At 54.4% G+C, this 17,914-nt stretch carries 13 protein-coding genes; 8 read left to right on the top strand and 5 right to left on the bottom strand.

Annotation, left to right across the window (positions count from 1 at the left end):
- The first annotated feature begins 663 nt into the window (after positions 1 to 663).
- The gene (gene ycaC, locus ACGY09_RS23745; protein WP_397569699.1) at positions 664 to 1,287 is read left to right on the top strand and encodes an isochorismate family cysteine hydrolase YcaC; all 624 of its coding nucleotides are present in this window, start codon (positions 664 to 666) and stop codon (positions 1,285 to 1,287) included.
- A gap of 210 nt (positions 1,288 to 1,497) precedes the next feature.
- On the opposite strand, the gene ACGY09_RS23750 is transcribed toward ycaC, so the two are convergent.
- Together ACGY09_RS23750 and ACGY09_RS23755 are read right to left on the bottom strand one after the other, a co-directional pair.
- The gene (locus ACGY09_RS23750) at positions 1,498 to 2,367 is read right to left on the bottom strand and encodes an ankyrin repeat domain-containing protein (protein WP_397569700.1); all 870 of its coding nucleotides are present in this window, start codon (positions 2,365 to 2,367) and stop codon (positions 1,498 to 1,500) included.
- Between the two features lie 203 nt (positions 2,368 to 2,570).
- Entirely contained in the window at positions 2,571 to 2,858 is a 288-nt protein-coding gene (locus ACGY09_RS23755) for a hypothetical protein (protein WP_397569701.1), read from the bottom strand.
- Positions 2,859 to 3,253: 395 nt separating this feature from the next.
- Between ACGY09_RS23755 and ACGY09_RS23760 the strand changes: the two genes are divergently transcribed.
- The 3 genes from ACGY09_RS23760 (at position 3,254) to ACGY09_RS23770 (ending at position 8,494) form a co-directional block, all read left to right on the top strand.
- Positions 3,254 to 4,033, top strand: coding sequence for an RNA polymerase sigma factor (locus ACGY09_RS23760; protein ID WP_397569702.1), 780 nt, complete (start codon positions 3,254 to 3,256; stop codon positions 4,031 to 4,033).
- Positions 4,034 to 4,107: 74 nt separating this feature from the next.
- Positions 4,108 to 6,423 carry a protein kinase gene (locus tag ACGY09_RS23765; protein ID WP_397569703.1) on the top strand — a complete coding sequence of 772 codons (2,316 nt, stop codon included), beginning with the start codon at positions 4,108 to 4,110 and terminating at the stop codon, positions 6,421 to 6,423.
- A 346-nt stretch (positions 6,424 to 6,769) separates the two neighbouring features.
- Complete coding sequence (locus ACGY09_RS23770; RefSeq protein ID WP_397569704.1) at positions 6,770 to 8,494, top strand: ATP-binding protein; 1,725 nt, start codon at positions 6,770 to 6,772, stop codon at positions 8,492 to 8,494.
- 221 nt (positions 8,495 to 8,715) lie between these two features.
- On the opposite strand, the gene ACGY09_RS23775 is transcribed toward ACGY09_RS23770, so the two are convergent.
- On the bottom strand, positions 8,716 to 9,132 hold the full coding sequence (locus tag ACGY09_RS23775) for a hypothetical protein (RefSeq protein WP_397569705.1): 417 nt from the start codon (positions 9,130 to 9,132) through the stop codon (positions 8,716 to 8,718).
- A 1,232-nt stretch (positions 9,133 to 10,364) separates the two neighbouring features.
- Here ACGY09_RS23775 and ACGY09_RS23780 point away from each other — a divergent pair.
- On the top strand, positions 10,365 to 11,963 hold the full coding sequence (locus ACGY09_RS23780) for an ATP-binding protein (protein WP_397569706.1): 1,599 nt from the start codon (positions 10,365 to 10,367) through the stop codon (positions 11,961 to 11,963).
- Between the two features lie 26 nt (positions 11,964 to 11,989).
- Complete coding sequence (locus ACGY09_RS23785; RefSeq protein ID WP_373652486.1) at positions 11,990 to 13,450, top strand: sigma-54-dependent transcriptional regulator; 1,461 nt, start codon at positions 11,990 to 11,992, stop codon at positions 13,448 to 13,450.
- 245 nt (positions 13,451 to 13,695) lie between these two features.
- On the opposite strand, the gene ACGY09_RS23790 is transcribed toward ACGY09_RS23785, so the two are convergent.
- Both ACGY09_RS23790 and ACGY09_RS23795 read right to left on the bottom strand, forming a co-directional pair.
- Positions 13,696 to 15,045: a sigma-54-dependent transcriptional regulator gene (locus tag ACGY09_RS23790; RefSeq protein WP_397569707.1), complete on the bottom strand. Its 1,350-nt coding sequence runs from the start codon at positions 15,043 to 15,045 to the stop codon at positions 13,696 to 13,698.
- A gap of 8 nt (positions 15,046 to 15,053) precedes the next feature.
- Complete coding sequence (locus ACGY09_RS23795; RefSeq protein WP_397569708.1) at positions 15,054 to 15,842, bottom strand: sensor histidine kinase; 789 nt, start codon at positions 15,840 to 15,842, stop codon at positions 15,054 to 15,056.
- A 519-nt stretch (positions 15,843 to 16,361) separates the two neighbouring features.
- Between ACGY09_RS23795 and ACGY09_RS23800 the strand changes: the two genes are divergently transcribed.
- Together ACGY09_RS23800 and ACGY09_RS23805 are read left to right on the top strand one after the other, a co-directional pair.
- Complete coding sequence (locus ACGY09_RS23800; RefSeq protein WP_397569709.1) at positions 16,362 to 16,538, top strand: hypothetical protein; 177 nt, start codon at positions 16,362 to 16,364, stop codon at positions 16,536 to 16,538.
- Positions 16,539 to 16,577: 39 nt separating this feature from the next.
- Complete coding sequence (locus ACGY09_RS23805; protein ID WP_397569710.1) at positions 16,578 to 17,870, top strand: glycosyltransferase; 1,293 nt, start codon at positions 16,578 to 16,580, stop codon at positions 17,868 to 17,870.
- Positions 17,871 to 17,914 lie beyond the last annotated feature (44 nt).

Below are 17,914 nucleotides of genomic sequence, written 5' to 3' on the forward strand. Positions count from 1 at the left end.
AAGATCGCAGACCGCGTTTGCTGGATGCCGTCAAACAAACTGATGGTGACCAGACCGGCCGAGGAAGGATCAGCATCAGTCGCCGTTCCAGAGACGGTGCAGTTTTAGTGCGTAGTCTTCGCCCGCTCAATCTGATGCGCCATCGGGTTGGTGTGTTGATCCGAGAATCCAGCAACTTCGCTGTGTATGCCGAAAGTTTTGTAGTTCGTGGGAAGGGGCATGAAACTCGGCTCCAGGACGATCCGGGATTGAAATCGAGGTCAATTGGGATGGCACGTAGGGGAGTCGGGTTTGAGTTCATTCTCGCCGCGAGGGATCTCACCTCACTGAGGAACCGGTCTGCTGAAGCATCGAAAGAATGTGTGAATTTTTGTGGATAGCGCTTTCATCGTATGAGTGCGTAAGAGAAAAATATGACGACTGTCGATATTGTGCCGCGAACAGCCTCTTGCTGCCGTCATGGGGAGATCAGCCGATCGGGGCTGCGACCATCTCTTGCGGCCAGACGCATGGGACGCGGTTTAAGTGAAGTTCCGTCGAGTTGCCGGGTGAGGTCATATCTCTATACTTCAGTCAGTTCCAATCGCACTTTTCGTGGGTCTGAGAGTAAACAACTCGGTCTCAATCCGTATCTAATCCTTTCGCAACTTCGGAGCAGAGCAAATGGCCACGAACTTCCAATACCGTCGGCTCGATAAGAATGACGCTGCTGTGTTGCTCGTTGATCATCAGTCCGGCCTCTGCAATATCGTCGGCGATTTTTCTCCCGATGAGTTCAAGAACAACGTACTCGCTCTCGCAGATGCCGCGAAGTATTTCAATTTACCAACGATTCTGACGACGAGCTTTGAACAGGGGCCGAACGGTCCCCTCGTGCCCGAGTTGAAAGCGTTGTTTCCGGATGCTCCGTACATCGCCCGGCCCGGCCAGATCAATGCGTGGGACAATGAAGAGTTTGTTGGAGCCGTGAAAGCGACAGGGAAGAAGCAGCTCATTATTGCTGGCGTGGTGACGGAAGTTTGTGTCGCATTTCCCGCCTTGTCAGCGCTCGAAGCTGGATATGAGGTGTTTGTCGTGACCGACGCGTCAGGGACCTTCAATCTGACCACTCGGAATGCTGCCTGGTCACGAATGGAAGCCGCCGGAGCTCAACTGATGAGCTGGTTTGGAATCGCCTGTGAACTGCATCGGGACTGGCGCAACGACGTCGATGGACTGGGGACGTTGTTCTCCAATCATCTTCCCGCCTATCGAAACCTGATCACCAGTTACAATATTCGGAAGTAGTGGTGAACTGCTCGATGAGTTGAAGTCGAGTTGTTGTGACTTCGTAACGGGTCCGTTTCAATGATGTGATTCAGCCGGCGACTCAAGGTGAATTGTTTCAAGACACCGCTTCAGCATGTACGGTCGCCGTGCTCTAACGTACAAGTCATGTTGGGTGCCATGACCTCGGCAGTCAGGTTTGAAAACCTCTGATTGTCACTGAAACGCAGTCTATGGGGCGAATTTCATGTCGTTTCTGTGCGAGGTCGGCCAGGTTTCTCGTGCTGTACGGAGCAATTGGGCAAGTTGTCCATGACGGGCATATTCAGCCCAGCCGTCAGGAGTGTTTTGGACCTTCGTGTCGCAGATGGTCGGATCGGCTCCTTGAGAGAGCAGCCATTCGACCAATTCTCGACGATTATTGAGCGCTGCGTAGTGCAGCGGCGTCCCGGCGAAGTCAAATCCAGCAGGAATCGAATTGATTTCTGCACCATGAGTGATGAGTTCGTTCGCTGAATCAAGCTGGCCCCACGCGCAAGCGTAGATCAAGGCGTGGTTGGTGATCTGTTGGGGATCGCTGCGGCTCGTGGGTTCGATTGAATTTCCAAACGGCCAGGCGACTTCGCCTGCTGTCTCGACGATCAGGCCCGCGTCACCGAAACAGCGTCGGATTCCGTCGAGATGTCCGAGTGCGGCATACTTGCGAATGTTGTCGATCGGTGCACCATGTTTCACAAGAAGCTCAACAGAATCCGCATGACCCCAGTAAAGGGCCTCATCGAGTGGAGACCAGCGTCGATCCCCTGCGATGGGAACCCCCAGGTCCAGAAGTGTCGTGATGGCCGTCGTATTGTTGATGCTCGCCGCGGCAGTCAAGGCTTCGGTCAGCTCCGCACCCTGTTCCGAAAAAAGACGAATCAACCGGTTCAGCTCGCGGCGGGCCGGCATCTCCAGCACAAGGCAACATAAGAGTGTCGGATGATCTCCTGCACTCAGCGATCGATCAGTGGCCAGGGTGGAATCGGCACGTATCAACTGTTCCAGCTCTTCTGGCTGGTCGGCGCGAATCGCAGCTTGTGCGGGCAGAAACTTCGCATCCATTCAAATCCCCAACTACTAACGAGGTTTTGGCATGAACTAAGTTGCAGGATTGGCAGCCTGCCGAGAATGATTTCATGCTAACAGACCGCGTGATGGCCTTCGATGGTGACGTATCGAGCGACGGACGTCGCGAGGTACCGGAAAACTCTAAATCTGGAAGCGAAGCCAGGGGGTAACCTCTGAGGGGGCGGTCGTGCGGGAGCTTAGATTGCGTCGATGACAATCCACGCGGGGGCTTGTCCGCGGGCCTTCACGTTCCAGATGACGTCGGGTACGGTGGGATTAAAGTTCCAACTAAATACGTGGATCTGGTTTGGCTGCAGTGAAGAGAGCGTCCATTTTTCCGCCTGATGCCACAACTGAATCAGGGATTTGTTTAGGACCCACACGCGGACGTTGACCGGTTGACGCCGATTGGTCACGTTCTTCAGGGTCAGATTACAACGCTTTTCGCGAAACTCGATCCGGTGGGCAATCCCGTGTTCGAGCAAAATTTCGTTCGTCGTAAACTTGACGATTCGCCGCTTGTCTCCTGACGGCGGGGCATGAGGAAACAGATTGACCGGTATGCCGATAGTGATACTCCTGGCGTTCCAAGACCCGATACGGACAATGGGATCGATAGGCTAGCGAGGGATAACCGTGGTCGCAACGAATTCTGTGACTTTTGACGCAATGTGCATGAGGCGGAATCGCCGGGCAGTCTTCCAAGGAGGGATGTGCAAGTCCGCAGGATTCGCCGTCGCTCGCGGGACATGGGAGAGGCCATCCTCGGTTGCCTGGTGAACCATGTACCGGCGAGTGTTAAGTGCAGGCAACTGAGTATCGGAATGGACACAAAACGGGAGTGGTCACTGCGAACCACGATTGGACGAGCGACGAAGCTATGGTAACATCCTTTCCTCTGCTTGCTGGCTTCTGCACGTGGCAGCGTTCCGTTGAGCAACATGAGAGCCGTATTGAGATTCAGCGATCCGTCTGCTTCTCACTTCCTGCCGAGCGGTCATTGTCAATTTCGGGGACATTCGAGCGTTTACCGATGAACCAAGGTGAAACCACTGTTGCTGTTCAGCGCTATCTGGTTGAATTGGCTCGACTCAGTGGTGATGCTCCTGCCGATCCGATCATTCGAAGTCTGATCGATAGTTCGGTCAGTCGTCTGCACTTGTTATGTCGTTCGCTGCTGGTTCGCAGTTACCCGCGATTGACCCGGCCGCCGATGAACCTGCAGACGGAAGAACTGCTGAGTTCCGTGGTCGATCGGTTGCTGAAAGCCATGCAGGAAGTGCGCCCGACCTCCGTGCGACAGTTCTTCGCGCTGGCCAATCAGCACATGCGGTGGGAACTGAATGATTTGGCGCGGCGGCTCGACGACCGCTCACAAGCGCTGGGATTGCAAGACGATTTCGTCATGTCACCCGAATCGAGCGTCTCGCAGTTGACACCTAACGCCAGGCGGATGCTCGAAGCAATCGAAGTGCTTCCCGAGGACGAACGGGAAGTCTTCAGTCTGGTCCGAATTCAGGGAATGACGCACCCGGAAGTCGCGGAGATTCTGGGGACTTCCACCAAAACGGTGCAGCGCCGACTGAATCGCAGTTTGATCCTGCTTTACGAAAAACTGGGTGATTTGAATCCTTCCGCTGCACCGCTGAGTGGAAGCTGAATCGAAGCCCGCAAGTCACGACCGAAAGTGGAACGCCCCCCTACCCTGCTACCCTGAGATCCTGGGAGTCTGCTTTGTCGAATGACTCACAAATCAATGAATTGATTGAAGAGATTCTCGACTCGGATCGGACACCCGAAGAAGTCTGTGTCGAACTTCCGGATTTGCTGGGGGAAGTCAAAGCACGCCTGCGGAAAGTACGAGCTTTTGAAGCCGAGCTCGATTCGCTTTTTCCGTCAACGGCGATTGAAGAGAGTACGTCCCCGGTAAATCTCGGCGAGACGGGGCTCCCCAGAATCCCGGGTTACGAAGTTCAAGCTGTGCTTGGCGCGGGAGGAATGGGGGTTGTCTATAAGGCCGTGCACCTGCAATTAAATCGGGTGGTCGCGCTAAAAATGCTGCTGTCGGGACAGTATGCCAGTCGGCAGGAGCACGCAAGATTTCTGCGCGAGGCTGAGGCGGTTGCGCGGCTAAAGCATCAGAACATTGTTCAGATTTACGACATTGGCGATGTTGACGGGCGGCCCTATTTTACGATGGAGTACATAGAGGGGGGCAATCTCTCAGAGAAGATTGCTCGTTCACCCCGACCCGTGACCGAGTCTGCGCAGATGATCGCGACTTTGGCGAATGCGGTCCATGCGGCCCACCAGTCTGAAATCATTCATCGTGACATCAAGCCGGCGAATGTCCTGCTGAATAGAGACGGTACTCCCAAGATCAATGATTTCGGACTGGCGCGGCGTCTTAATACGGACGATGGACTCACGCATACAGGTGCCCGGATGGGAACGCCCAGCTACATGGCTCCCGAACAGATGACGGGCGATCCGACCGCCGTCGGCCCCGCAATCGACATCTTCGCCTTGGGGGCGATCCTCTACGAAATGCTGACGGGTGAGCCCCCCTTCAAGGGGACCACTCTCTCAGACACGGAGCGCCGTCTGACAAGTGTCGATCCTGATCCGCCGTCGCGCCGAAATGCGAAAGTGCCGCGAGACCTGGAAACGATCTGCTTGAAATGTCTGGAGAAAGACCCCATACGGCGATTTGCGACGGCAGGCGAGTTGGCTGAAGACCTTGCTCGATTTCTCAGGCATGAACCGATTCGAGCACGACCCGTCAGTCGAATCGAGCGGTGTGCTCGCTGGATTCGTCGTAACCCCTTGCCTACCACTCTTGCGGTTACGGGGATTTTGTTGATTGGACTGATCATCATCGACTCGCTCCAAAATGGGGCACTCGTTGCGAGTCGACTTGCAGAAAAAAGCCGGTTGACGGCTCGCTTGGAATCGGGGGTGCAACTGATTCAGGAGGGACGATTGGCCGAGGCACGTGCCATTCTGGAGAAGCTTGGAGACGGGGGATCAGGTGATTTGAGGCAGCGGATCGACCAGGCTGTTTCGGATCTATCTCTGGTAGAGAACCTCGATTCCGCAGGAACCAAGCGATCTATGGTGCTCAAGGAAACTGACGGTGACCGCGTGAATCGTCTGAATGCGGCTGCGAACTATGCCACATTGTTTTCCATGGCGGGGTTGGGAGACGTCGGGGCAGAGTCGAAGCAGGCCGGACAACGGATTCGCAGCTCTGAAATTCGATCACTTCTGGTGACATTTCTCGAAGACTGGTCCGTGTGTGAAGTGGATGCCCGCAAGAGACGATGGGTGCTGGAAGTAATTCGAGAAGCTGATATCGCACCTTCGTCCTGGAGTCTGCGTTTACGCGATCCAGAGAACTGGAATCACGTTGACGCGCTTCAAACACTTGAGCAATCTGCCCCGGAAGCAGGGCGACCTGTGCAATCATTGAGGGTTCTGGGTGATCGAATGGAGGCGGCTGGTCTGGATACGGTTCCGTTCCTGACACAAGTTCAGGATGATCACCCTGACAGCTTTCTGGCGAATCTGGTCTTGGCAAATTCCCTGCATTCGGTCAACGCCCCGGAGGCAATTCGGTTCTACCAGGCGGCACTCGCCATTCGTCCCAAGTCGGCGACGGCACATAATAATCTGGGAGTGGCACTTTCCATTCTGGGGCGATCAACGGAGGCTCTCAGCCACTATAAGCACGCACTCGAAACCGACCTGAAGTCGGTATCGATTCCGTATAACATGGGACTGGAATTGCTGGAGTCGGGGCGTGCGCCAGAAGCGATTCCTTATCTGGAAACTGCCACTCGCCTGGCACCAGCACTGTATGAGACCTACGTGCATCTGGCGACGGCCCTCCTCGAGGTTGGCCGTCCGTCCGATGCCCGTGATTTGCTGGAATCAATCCTCACTGCGACACCATCCGGGTCAGCCGTCAGGAGTCGACTCGATCAATTACTGGAGCAATGTCAGCAGGCTCTGTCTCTTCCTCCCGATCGAACTCTGGATCCGCACTGATCGCGCATGCGAACGCCGGTCAGAGATCCGGGTTTGTTTGGGGGGCCAACACCCGTTCACTGTGTGGGAAGCCGGAGAACTGATGCCATGCATTGGCCCATTCATCGAGAGGGCCCTCGAGCAACTTCTGGCGGCCGAAGTTCAGAAGGTCCTTCTCTTGAGCGCAAACCACCGTGCTGACCCGAATTTCTTAGAATTGGCACGGAGATTGAACAGGTTGCGGGGCTTACTAGGAAGATGTACCCCGCGGGAAGGATGAGAATCGGGATTGTGAGCGTTTTCGCTCGCTTGATTGCTGATCGCCTGCCATTACCGAGCCGGGGCACACGTTCAGGGAGTCGATTCCATGGATAACAACGCTGATCTCGAATCGTCCACATCGAAGAAGGGAACCAATCCTGATCAACCATCGCTCAAATTCGTCAAGAAGCGTGCGGGTGAGGCAATGAGCGACGACCAATCTCACCCAGGTGCTCTGGACCATCGGACAAAGGATCTGGAGCACCCCCTCCATGATGTGACAGGCGACGTCAAAACCGAATTAAAGGATTCTCGATTACTCGCGCTGGCAGGCGAGATCATTTCCACGATTCAACAGCCGTACGTGATTCTGGATCGGGAACTGCGGTTGCGACTCGGGAACTCGGCATTCCATGCCAACTTTTCCGTCGACGAGAAAGATGCCCGGAATGAGGTTCTGTTTCGTCTTGCGAATGGGCAATGGGATCTACCCCCCGTCCGATCCATGTTGGAACGCGTTCTCAAACAACGTGAGCCAGTAGATAACATTCAGGTTGAGTACGTTTCGCCGCAGGCACAAAGGTGTACTGTACGAATGACCGCTCGTCCGTTTCCAGTGGATGCCGATCGCCTTGATCTGGTGTTGCTCGCGATTGAGATAGTCAATGTGGACTCAACAAGTCAGGCATTCGACGTCACAGGTGAGCGACCGAGTGAACTCGGGATGCAGACTCCGCAGAAGGACGAATTTCTTGCACTGTTGAGCCACGAATTACGAAATCCGATGGCCCCCATTGCCAGTGCCCTCGAACTTCTGGGACTTCAACCCAATGAAAGCAAGACTCAGCAGCATGCACGAGCAATCATCGAACGACAGGTCAGACAATTAAAGCGGGTAATCGACGATTTGCAGGAGGTCTCTCGCATGTCGAGAGGGGCCATTCAGATTGAGAAGGTTCGCTGCCCCCTACGCGAAATTGTCGACAACGCTATCGAAGATGTCCGTCCGCTTCTGGAACAATTCGGCCATCAGTTGGAAACGTCCATTCAACCACATTCGATCTGGCTGGAGGCTGACCCTGCACGGTTAGAACAAGTTCTTGCCAACCTCCTTTCCAACGCTGCAAAATTTACGAACCCCGGTGGAAGAGTGTCTTTGACCGTGAGGGCTACTGGGGACCAATGCGAAATTCACGTCGTCGATACGGGCGTCGGGATAGAACCTGAATTAATGCCTCGAATTTTCGATTCGTTTACTACGGGGAATCGGCTGCACGACCGAACCAACGGCGGCTTAGGGATTGGTTTGTCACTGGCCAAGCGACTGGTGGAACTACATGGTGGCCGAATCAATGTCATTAGTGCCCCGGGTCAAGGAAGTGACTTCGGATTTTTCCTGCCGTTATCCGCTTCGCCTCAGCACCGGGTGGTGGTGCGCGGTAAGGAATCGAAGGGACGAGTGGATTCGTCCCTGAAGGTGATGATCGTCGATGACAACGAAGATGGTGCGCAGACGCTGGGAATGCTGTTATTGCAGTTGGGCTATGAAGCGCTGACGGTGCACGATGGTCCGACATCGATTGAAGCGGCTCTCGATTACCGCCCCGACGTCATCATACTTGATATAGGACTGCCCGGACTGAACGGGTACGAGGTGGCCAAGAAGTTGCGGCAACAGCCTGAGTTTGAAAAAGTGTTGATCGTGGCGATGACCGGTTACGGCGACGACAATGACCGACAAAGATCAATCGAATCGGGCATTAATCATCATTTGATCAAGCCATCTGACTTGGAAAAGCTCCAGCGGATACTCGACGAAGTTGAGCGGTAATCGTATGGCCGTCGGTCCGGCGGACGTACGCTCGTCAGGTTGACGGACAGGATGGACGTGTCAATGACCCGAGTTCGCGCTGACAGTGCCTTCACGCCACGTGTGGGCCGCGACGATTCGGGACTATTGAGGAAGGGGTAGTTTGATCTCTGCGAAGACGCAGCGAGGTACTGTCGTCTCAGCAGAGATCTATTACCTGTTTACAGCCGAATCCGCTGCTGCTAGAGCGCGACGGGAGAATCGCTGCAGGTTGAAGCAACGTCGCATTCCTCGTTGAGTGCGGCATAGAGTGTCGCAGCCAGTTTCTGAGCGGAGGGTCTTCGCAAGAGAAGTCCTTGGACCGAATAACGAGATAGCTCATACCAGTCCGGCGAGATGCCGTCGACTGCGACCAGGACCACAGGAATGTGCTGAAATTCCGGCTCCTGCGACCGTACGGCGAGAACTCCGTGACTTCCCCCCCACAAGAGCGATGGCTCAAGCAGAACGACATCGGGGAGACAAGCTCTCATCTGTTGAATACACGTCAGCCCATCATGAGCCGTCGTGACTTCCATATCGTGCTGCTGCAATTGCTCGACGTACCACCAGCGACGGTAGGCGGAGGAACTGGCGACGAGTACATGAATCGGCATCATGATTTCCCTCTACACTCATCCCGTCCAATACGAAACTGATCTAAACTCAACGACTTACACTGGCCCCTGCTGAGTCCTCAATACAGGCGATCCCTATGCACTTCACATGCCAAGAGCGAAGCCGAGAAGAAATAAACGAAATTACATGTGGCCGGTGGAAACAGACTTACAGGAGCGGAAAGCGATTTGCCAAATCGAACAAAGAACGGAGCGTCGCCGATTTGCTCAATCAAAGCGAAACACTCTCTTCGGACGGTAGCTTTTCGACACTCCTTTTGTCAGTGAACACATGATTTTCTTGCGGCATGATCTGCCGACGGCGATCAATTCGGCACTAAACCTGCTCAGTCGGGGCCGTTTTCCCCAATTGCGGTTCAAGAATCGCGGGTTCGCCGATGAGGGAGTTCCGTGGCCTTGCTAGCGACAGCTCCAACGGCGGGTGATTCAGGTCTTGAACTTGTCGAGGAAAGTTCTCGACCCCGGATTGAATCACGGCAATAGGCTGACACCGTCGCAAGCTTTTGCGCATTACTTTGCCAACGAAGTAGCTCAAGTGGAATAATTTCTCCATTTTCACCTGCTTTCAATCTGATGGTGCAAACCAACATGAAGTGGCGTGAAATTGATTCGCGGTGAAATCATTGTTTTTACAATGAACTGATGCTCACTTTTTATGGGGGTGAGTGATCGAAAGAGGTACTTATCTGTCCGAACGAAGCTGTCAGCCTCTGACACCCAGTACGACGGTGACTAGGTGACTAAATGTCAAACACAGAAGGGATGGAGGGAGAGGCTGTGTCGTTATCCCCAATTTCCACGATCACGAACGGCTCGCGCATGCGGAGCGAATTGGGAAACAACTACACATTCTGATCAGAGTGCGGGATTGACCCAGTCGCAACGCGGGAGCGGTCGCAAGCCCAGTAGTGCGGTATGGGTTGAAAATCCATCGATTAAATCTTGAGGGTGGCGGTCGTCTTGAAGCGCGATTGGGAAATTCGTATCCCACGGAAGTTCAGGGAGTGCTGCGATTCAGGAATTTTCTTACGCGGGTAGATAGCATGCAGACCATAACTGCGTGATAATCGCCAAAAGCGGTGAGAGTTTTCCCGCAGAATTGTCTGAACCTCCAACCAGAGAGATTTGAACTCGGTGGGAGCGGAAGCATGTCAGATCGTATCAAACGGAATGGAACGTACTGACGGGAAAGCCGCTTCAGCCCAAGGCCCTATATGAAGACTAACTTCTACAAATCTCTTTTTGTCCAGGCGCTGATCCCGGTCTTCTGGGTGCTCGCTCTGTACATTTCGATGAACATTTTAACAACCTACTACGTCGTCTGGATCGAACGATCCAATCAACGCGTATTCGTCGAAAACGTGGTTCCTGTTCGGGCTGCTGAAGAATTGAAAGTCGTGATCTGGCGAATGGTCGCGGAGTGCCCTTCGAGTCGGGAAGATCTGCCCAGGTTCCGAGAGCGCTGGGAGAACTCCAAGTACCAGATTGCCAAGGAACGCAATCGTCTGAAGGCGTCGGAACATGTTGAAGGGAATCAGGAGGTCCTGCAGGCTCTTGAAGGGCCACTGAATGCCTATCTGGATATTTTCAGGGGACTGTTCGAGGTCAGGGAAACTACTAACACCTTCGATCCGGACCTGAACGCATCTATCCGCCCTCAGGCGATCGAACTGGCACATCAGATTACGGTCACTGCCAATGACATCATCCGCGTCAATCAGCATGCGACGGACTTGTATAAAGAACAGCGGCGCCGCGTGACGAATACGATCCTGTGGTTCCGCTCGGGAATTCTGCTGGTCGGACCACTACTGGGCATTTTTCTTGGTTGGCGCCTCTCCCGGCGTTTGAATCAATCAATCTCACGAATCGCGGTAACCCTACACGATGCCGCGTCGAAGAGCGACAGCAACATAGGCACGATTGATATCAACGCATCAACCGATTTTCAGGAGGTTCAGCAGAAGGCTGAGCAATTTGCTTTTCGAATGCGCCAAGTCAGCCGTGACCTTCAGGCCGCGCGTCGCGAGGTTCTTCAATCCGAGCGACTCGCTGCGGTCGGTGAACTTGCGGCGGGGGTAGCCCATGAAATTCGAAATCCGCTCACATCGGTCAAGCTTCTGCTGCAGCATGCGATTCGGCAGGCTTCGGGGCCCAAGCTCGACGAAAGTAAGCTGCGACTGATTCTGGAAGAGATTGGTCGGATGGAATCGACGATTCAGGGCTTACTCGACTTCGCCCGTCCTCCGCAGCTCAATTGTGTCCTGCATGACCTGGCCCAGACACTGCAGCGAGCCTTAAATCTGGTCAGTGCACGTGCCCGGCAGCAGGGAATTGAAATCATCGTTCGACCGTGTGAGGTTCCCCTCATGGTCGATGGTGATACCGAGAAGTTACATCAGGTACTCGTGAATCTGTTGATTAACGCCATCGAAGCGATGCCCGATGGAGGGCAGTTGACGATCGAGGCCCGAATCGTAGAAAGAACGCATTGCCGACTCTCGGGAGAGATGGTAGTCGAATTTGGAAATTGCGGAACCAGGATGGCGCAAATTGTCGTAAAGGATACGGGCGAAGGGATCTCGCCCGATGTCTTGCCGCGACTGTTTGAGCCGTTCGCGACGACGAAGGACCGGGGTACCGGACTTGGGCTGGCAGTATCGCATCGGATCGCTGAAGAGCATCACGGAACGATCACTGCCAGAAACGGAGAGACGGGCGGCGCCCAGTTTACTCTCTGTATTCCTATCATCGAATTTGAAGTCTCGGGCCCCTCGTCGAGACGTACCGATCATGAGATGGCAACCTCTTGACGGATTTAATGCATTTGAGGAGCACAATGGAATCGCTTTTGGTAATCGATGATGAAGCGGGAATTTGCAAAACAATTCAAAATGTGCTCCAAAGCAGCACCCTGCGCATCCTGACCGCTTCGACTGCAGCGGAAGGACTCAGCATTCTCCGCGAAGAATTGCCTTATGTTGTTCTGCTCGATATTCGTCTTGGGAAACAATCTGGACTGGACCTGTTCGATCAGATCCACGAAATCCACCCCAAGGCCCTTATCATTTTCATCACGGGGCATGGGACAGCGGATACTGCGATTGAAGCGATGAAGGTGGGGGCCTTCGACTACCTGGTCAAGCCGCTTGATCTCGATCAACTGACCCAGGTTGTGGAACAGGCGCTCAAAATCGGCCGGCTGATGCATGCCGCTGCAGCCATCGATGATGACACCTCGGCTGACGATGCGTCTGACCGACTGGTGGGGAACGGTCCTTCCATGCAGTCCATCTGCAAGCAGATCGGGCGGACGGCTCCCCAAGACGTCAACGTATTGATCCTCGGTGAAAGCGGCACTGGTAAGGAACTTGTTGCACGCGCCCTCTACCAGCACAGTCGTCGGAACCAGGCACCTTTTCTGGCGATCAATTGTGCCGCGATCCCCGAAACACTGCTGGAGAGTGAACTGTTCGGTCACGAAAAAGGGGCCTTCACAGGTGCGGATCGCAGACGGGTGGGAAAGTTCGAGCAGTGTCATCGCGGAACGCTCTTCCTGGATGAAGTCGGTGATATGCCTCTGGCAACGCAGGCTAAAATTTTGCGGCTCTTACAGGATGGTCAGTTCCAGCGTGTCGGGGGAAACGAAACACTTACTGTCGACGTCCGGGTGATCGCTGCAACGAATCAGAATCTCGAGGCGATGATTGAAGAAGGCCGGTTCCGCCGCGACCTGTATTATCGGCTACGCGGGGTTACTTTGCACATGCCGGCGCTGCGGGACCGAATCGACGACATTCCCGAACTGGCTCACTATTTTCTATTCCGATTTAATCGCCAGCTTGGCACCGCAGTTCAGTCGATTTCGCAAGAGTCGCTTGAGCGGCTACAGTCGTACCGCTGGCCGGGCAATATCCGGGAACTCCAGAGCGTGATTCGCGAATCTCTCATTGTTTCCACCGGCCCGACGCTGCTCCCCGAGTTTCTGTCGATCGAACTGCATGGTGAGCCACCCGCAGAGCCCGAACCGGTCGAAACCATTTTGAACGTCAACAACGATGCTTGGAGAAATCTGGGGACCGTTGTCGAAAAGTTGATGACAGAAGGTAAGTCGGACGTCTACCGTCAGTCGCTGCTCTACTTCGATCGGCTACTGGTAAGTCAGGCGATGAAGATATCGAAGGGCATGCAGTCGCACGCTGCTGAAATTCTGGGGCTGAGCCGCCCTACGTTGCGGGCAAAAATCCGAGCCATGGTGGCCGAAGACGCCAGAACGGACGCGACACCGAACGGGATTTAGTACGAGATTTTGGTTCCGGATACTGTGGCGCGGGCTGGACAGGCCACCGACCGCCGCGCCATACCCGTCCTCTCACGGAGCTCCTCTGAACCACCACGTCTCCCGCGTCCAAGGATCGCGGTGAGACACCTGCAATCCCGTCCAGTCCGGACCAGACCTGCGACTCACACGGCGTGATAACTTCGCAATTGGAGGAATGCCTTCAATGAACTTCATCATGATGAGTTGTGAACGGCTGTGGACCTTTAGTCCTGGTCCTGCTCAGACTGAAGTACCTTGAGCTTTCGCTGCAGGGTTCTGACGGAGATTCCTAACGCTTCTGCAGTGTGCGTCCGGTTTCCGTGAAATCGATCGAGAGCGGCTTGAATGGCCACTCGCTCCAGTTCCTGCAACTCGCCATCGCTCGACGATACGAACGGTTTGGATGCAGGGTAACCGGTAAAGTAGGCTGGAAGGTCCTCCTGGGTGAGAACGTCGTGCTTGCCCATGACGACCATGTTTTCAATCGTATTTCTAAGCTGTCGTACATTTCCGGGCCAGTTGTAGCCAATAAAAAACTCCCGAAGTTCCGGGGCGAGTTGCACATTCATCCGGTCATGTCGCTCGCGACTTTCGTGAAGAAACCTGTCTGTCAACTTGGCAATGTCACCTGGCCGCTGGCGTAATGGGGGAAGATCGATGGTCAGCACATGCAACCGGTAGAAGAGGTCTTCTCGGAAGAGATTCTGCTTAATCATCTCGGGAAGGTTACGGCTCGTTGCGGCAACGACTCTGACGTCCACATCGCGGTCTGTGTTGCTTCCCACGGGAGTCACTTTCAGGTTCTCCAGGACTCGCAGTAATTTCGCCTGCGACGAAAGTGGGAAATCGCCGATTTCGTCGATGAACAACGTTCCTTCGTGAGCAGCTTCGAATCGCCCAATCCGATCTTCTGCCGCTCCTGTGAAGGCACCTTTGACACTGCCAAACAGTTCTGATTCGATCAGACTTTCCGGGAGAGCAGCGACATTGACGGCGACGAATGGACCGTTAGCCCGACGGCTCAATCGATGGATGGCGGAAGCAACCAGTTCTTTCCCGGTACCCGATTCACCTAGAATCAATACCAGCCCATCCGTGCGGGCGACTCGTTCGACGCGTTCAACCACATCCTGCATCTGAGGTGACTGGCCGATGATTCCCGTCAATCTCTCACGTCGTTCCGATTCGGGTTCAGTCACCGAGGGAGCAGGATTGTTCTGGATGAGACGTCGCAAAAGCAGCATCAGGTTGTCGGGATTGAGCGGCTTCGTCAGGTAATCTTCTGCACCAAGCTTGATCGCTTCGACGGCAGAGCTGACTTCACCATATGCCGTCACAATGACAAAAGGTGTCGTAGGACGCTGGGCTTTCCAGATATGCAGCAGATCAACTCCACTTTGCTGGCCGAGCCTGAGATCGCAGATGACCACATCCACGGATTCCGAAAGAAACGCCAGGGCCTCCGCGTGATTTTTCGCAGTGAGGGGATTCATCCCTTCAGTCTTGAGAAAACGGGCCAGCGCATCGCGCTCCCGTGGCTGGTCTTCGACGATCAGAATGTTGAATTTTGTCATAGGGCCGATCACTCACGTGATTGATTGCGATGGGCTGGCCATCTGACTCGAAATTGACATTGCCCTCGGTCGACTCGCACACAATTCACCGTCCCCCCTGCCCGTTCCATCAGACTTCGTGTGATGGCCAGACCGAGACCTGATGACTGCTCTTTCGTCGAATAGAAGGGAGCGAAGATGAGATCCCGGTGCGCCGCTGAGATACCGCTCCCACTGTCCGTGACGTTGACTTCGACCATCTGCTGATGTTGCTTCAGGTCGATTTCAATCTTTCCTCCGGTTTCAGGGATTGCCTCTTTCGAATTGGAAAGCAGATTGAGCAGTACCTGTCTTACGTGACCACGACCTGCGCGAGTCAGGAACTCCCCTTTCGCAGGAAGCGAAAGCTTCAGGCTGATCCTGCTCGCCTGAAGCGTCGGTTCCATGACAGCCGCGACACTGTGAATCTCGCGGCGCAGATCAACAGTGTTCACTTCCAAATCGTCCGCACGCGCGTACGCTAGAAGCAGGTTCATCAGACCATCCACCCGTTCAATCTCACGAACGGACTCGCCCAGCATCGCGGTAATCTCTTCGGAGGCGAGTTGCGCATCGCCCCGGAAGACTCGGTCAGCGGTATAGAGATTCAGGCGGATTGAGTTTAACGGATTACGGACCTCATGCGCGAGACCGACCATCAACTGGTTCAGCTCCAGCAACCGCTGTGATTCCGATTTTAATAATTCCTGCTTCAATCGGGCGATTGTCTGCCGCTGAACCCCGATGACTAAACACAGCAGAATCGCCAGAATTGACATCGCGAAAACCAAATACGCGCCTCCTTTAGGCTAAGTCCCAGTGGTCCTCCGACTCCCCTTGCCCCGAGAGAACGTTCGTTTCTCGCGGCGAGGAGCCACAAGTCTATGTAGCTAAGAGATGCGTCAGCCTCGGGCACTTAAAAAATGCGTGATGGCCTGGATCTCTTAAGTCGCTGTCTTCAGGCAGATCCTCGGAGACACACTCGGGGAGTTGAACATCAGTTTGCGACGCAATTGATGTGCCATAATCGGCTCAATGCGGCGCATGGGTCGTTGTCCCCTTCTCTTGAACTACGACAAATTGTCGGACCTGAGGGGGTGGCGGCGGACAATCTGTCGTAGTTACACCTTGCGGGTCGGCTCCTGCAGGTTTTGAGAAACCCTGCTCTTCTGCCGCAACTTCGGACGTCGCAGTGACTTCAAGGGAAAGCTGAACTCAGTGACGGATTGGTACGGGACTTGCCTTCTTCGCGGGGACCTATACTACGGGATTTTCCTCGCTGATCGAAGGAGGGGTGCATGTTCTTGAAGATTCTTGATGTCACGCTACGACCACTCACGTTGCTACTGCAATTCGCCCTCAATCCCACCTCTTCGCTCGCCTCCCCCACTCACTCCACCAGCGAATTCGCTCTTGAGTCATACTACGAATGGCGTTCACAGATGCTTCCTATGGCCAGTGCATGTGTGAACTAAAGTTCTTGAATCGATTGAATAGTCTGAAAGGAATTCACTATGAGATCACCTCGTATATTGATGATTTCTACCCACGGATATGTGGCGGCTCAACCCGAACTGGGACGGCCTGACACGGGTGGGCAAGTCGTCTATGTCCGAGAGATGTCAAAAGCACTCGCTCATTGCGGTTTTGAAGTGGATATTCTCACACGGCGATTCGAGGGTCAGCCGGCATTTGAGCAAGTCGCAAAAGGAGTCCGCATTCTTCGTTGTGCCTACGGCGGCAATGATTTTCTGCCCAAGGAAGTCCTGGCGCAATATGTTCCTCAGCTGCTTGACGCTTATTTTCAAGATCCACATTTTCATGATAAGTGCTATCAGCTGATTAGCAGTCACTACTGGGATGCGGGAGTAGCCGGAGTCAAGCTGGCGAAACGACTGGGGGTCCCCCATGTTCATACACCGCACTCGATGGGACTTCTTAAGCGACAAAATCGCGCATGGGGTGACGCCGGTGAATCGACCGCGGATCATCTGACCGAGAGAATTCAGCAGGAGCGTGTGATTTACCACCGTGCGGACCTGGTCCTCTCGACCGCCGCAGAGCAAACCCGCTGTCTGTCGGAATGCGATGAATACAACGTGCCAAGTCAAAAAGTGGAACAGATCCCTCCAGGTCTGGATGATCATGTCTTTTATCAGCTCAAGGACAGCAGGCGCATGGCGATCAAGCGAGACCTGGGATGGGACTCGCCTACGGTCTTTTCGGCGGGGCGGCTCGCGACGAGCAAAGGATACGACCTGTTAATCCAGTCATTTCCGGCGGTCGTCAAGCGAATCCCCGATGCCACGCTGGTTCTCGCCATTGGTGGGGTAACGCGGTCGCGAGAAGAAAACGAGTTACTTGTATCGCTGAAGAATCTGGCGCGCGAGGTGGGGGTGCGGGAACACGTCCGATTCACAGTGTGCGTAGACCAGCAGCGGTTGGCGGACTACTACCGCGCCGCAGATGTATTTGTGCTGGGGAGTCGGAACGAACCCTTTGGAATGACGGCGGTCGAAGCGATGGCGTGTGGAACGCCGACGATTGTCTCGACGCGTGGCGGACTCTGGGAAGAGCTGACGTGGGGACACGACTGCATTTATTGTGATCCCCAGGACACCGAGGCATTATCGCAGGCGATCTGCTCCCCGCTGCTTCATCCCAGAATTCGACAGCAGCTCTCGTTCAATGGTAGCATTACCGCACGCTCGCGATACACCTGGAAGAAAGTTGCTCATCGATTTTTGACGAAGTGCGTCAATCGCGGATGGATCGCCAGTACGACGGGCGTAGAACTCACGCGGTAAGGTAATGATGTGCAATCCTGAATTGATCTGCTGACAACATTGGC

Source organism: Schlesneria sphaerica (genome assembly GCF_044336245.1).
Lineage (GTDB): Bacteria > Planctomycetota > Planctomycetia > Planctomycetales > Planctomycetaceae > Schlesneria > Schlesneria sphaerica.

Bases quoted from the DNA above. Each gene is read 5' to 3' on its own strand.
- ycaC (WP_397569699.1), top strand. From the start codon at position 664: ATGGCCACGAACTTCCAATACCGTCGGCTCGATAAGAATGACGCTGCT.
- ACGY09_RS23750 (WP_397569700.1), bottom strand. From the start codon at position 2,367: ATGGATGCGAAGTTTCTGCCCGCACAAGCTGCGATTCGCGCCGACCAG.
- ACGY09_RS23760 (WP_397569702.1), top strand. From the start codon at position 3,254: ATGGTAACATCCTTTCCTCTGCTTGCTGGCTTCTGCACGTGGCAGCGT.
- ACGY09_RS23770 (WP_397569704.1), top strand. From the start codon at position 6,770: ATGGATAACAACGCTGATCTCGAATCGTCCACATCGAAGAAGGGAACC.
- ACGY09_RS23775 (WP_397569705.1), bottom strand. From the start codon at position 9,132: ATGATGCCGATTCATGTACTCGTCGCCAGTTCCTCCGCCTACCGTCGC.
- ACGY09_RS23780 (WP_397569706.1), top strand. From the start codon at position 10,365: ATGAAGACTAACTTCTACAAATCTCTTTTTGTCCAGGCGCTGATCCCG.
- ACGY09_RS23785 (WP_373652486.1), top strand. From the start codon at position 11,990: ATGGAATCGCTTTTGGTAATCGATGATGAAGCGGGAATTTGCAAAACA.
- ACGY09_RS23790 (WP_397569707.1), bottom strand. From the start codon at position 15,045: ATGACAAAATTCAACATTCTGATCGTCGAAGACCAGCCACGGGAGCGC.
- ACGY09_RS23795 (WP_397569708.1), bottom strand. From the start codon at position 15,842: ATGTCAATTCTGGCGATTCTGCTGTGTTTAGTCATCGGGGTTCAGCGG.
- ACGY09_RS23800 (WP_397569709.1), top strand. From the start codon at position 16,362: ATGTTCTTGAAGATTCTTGATGTCACGCTACGACCACTCACGTTGCTA.
- ACGY09_RS23805 (WP_397569710.1), top strand. From the start codon at position 16,578: ATGAGATCACCTCGTATATTGATGATTTCTACCCACGGATATGTGGCG.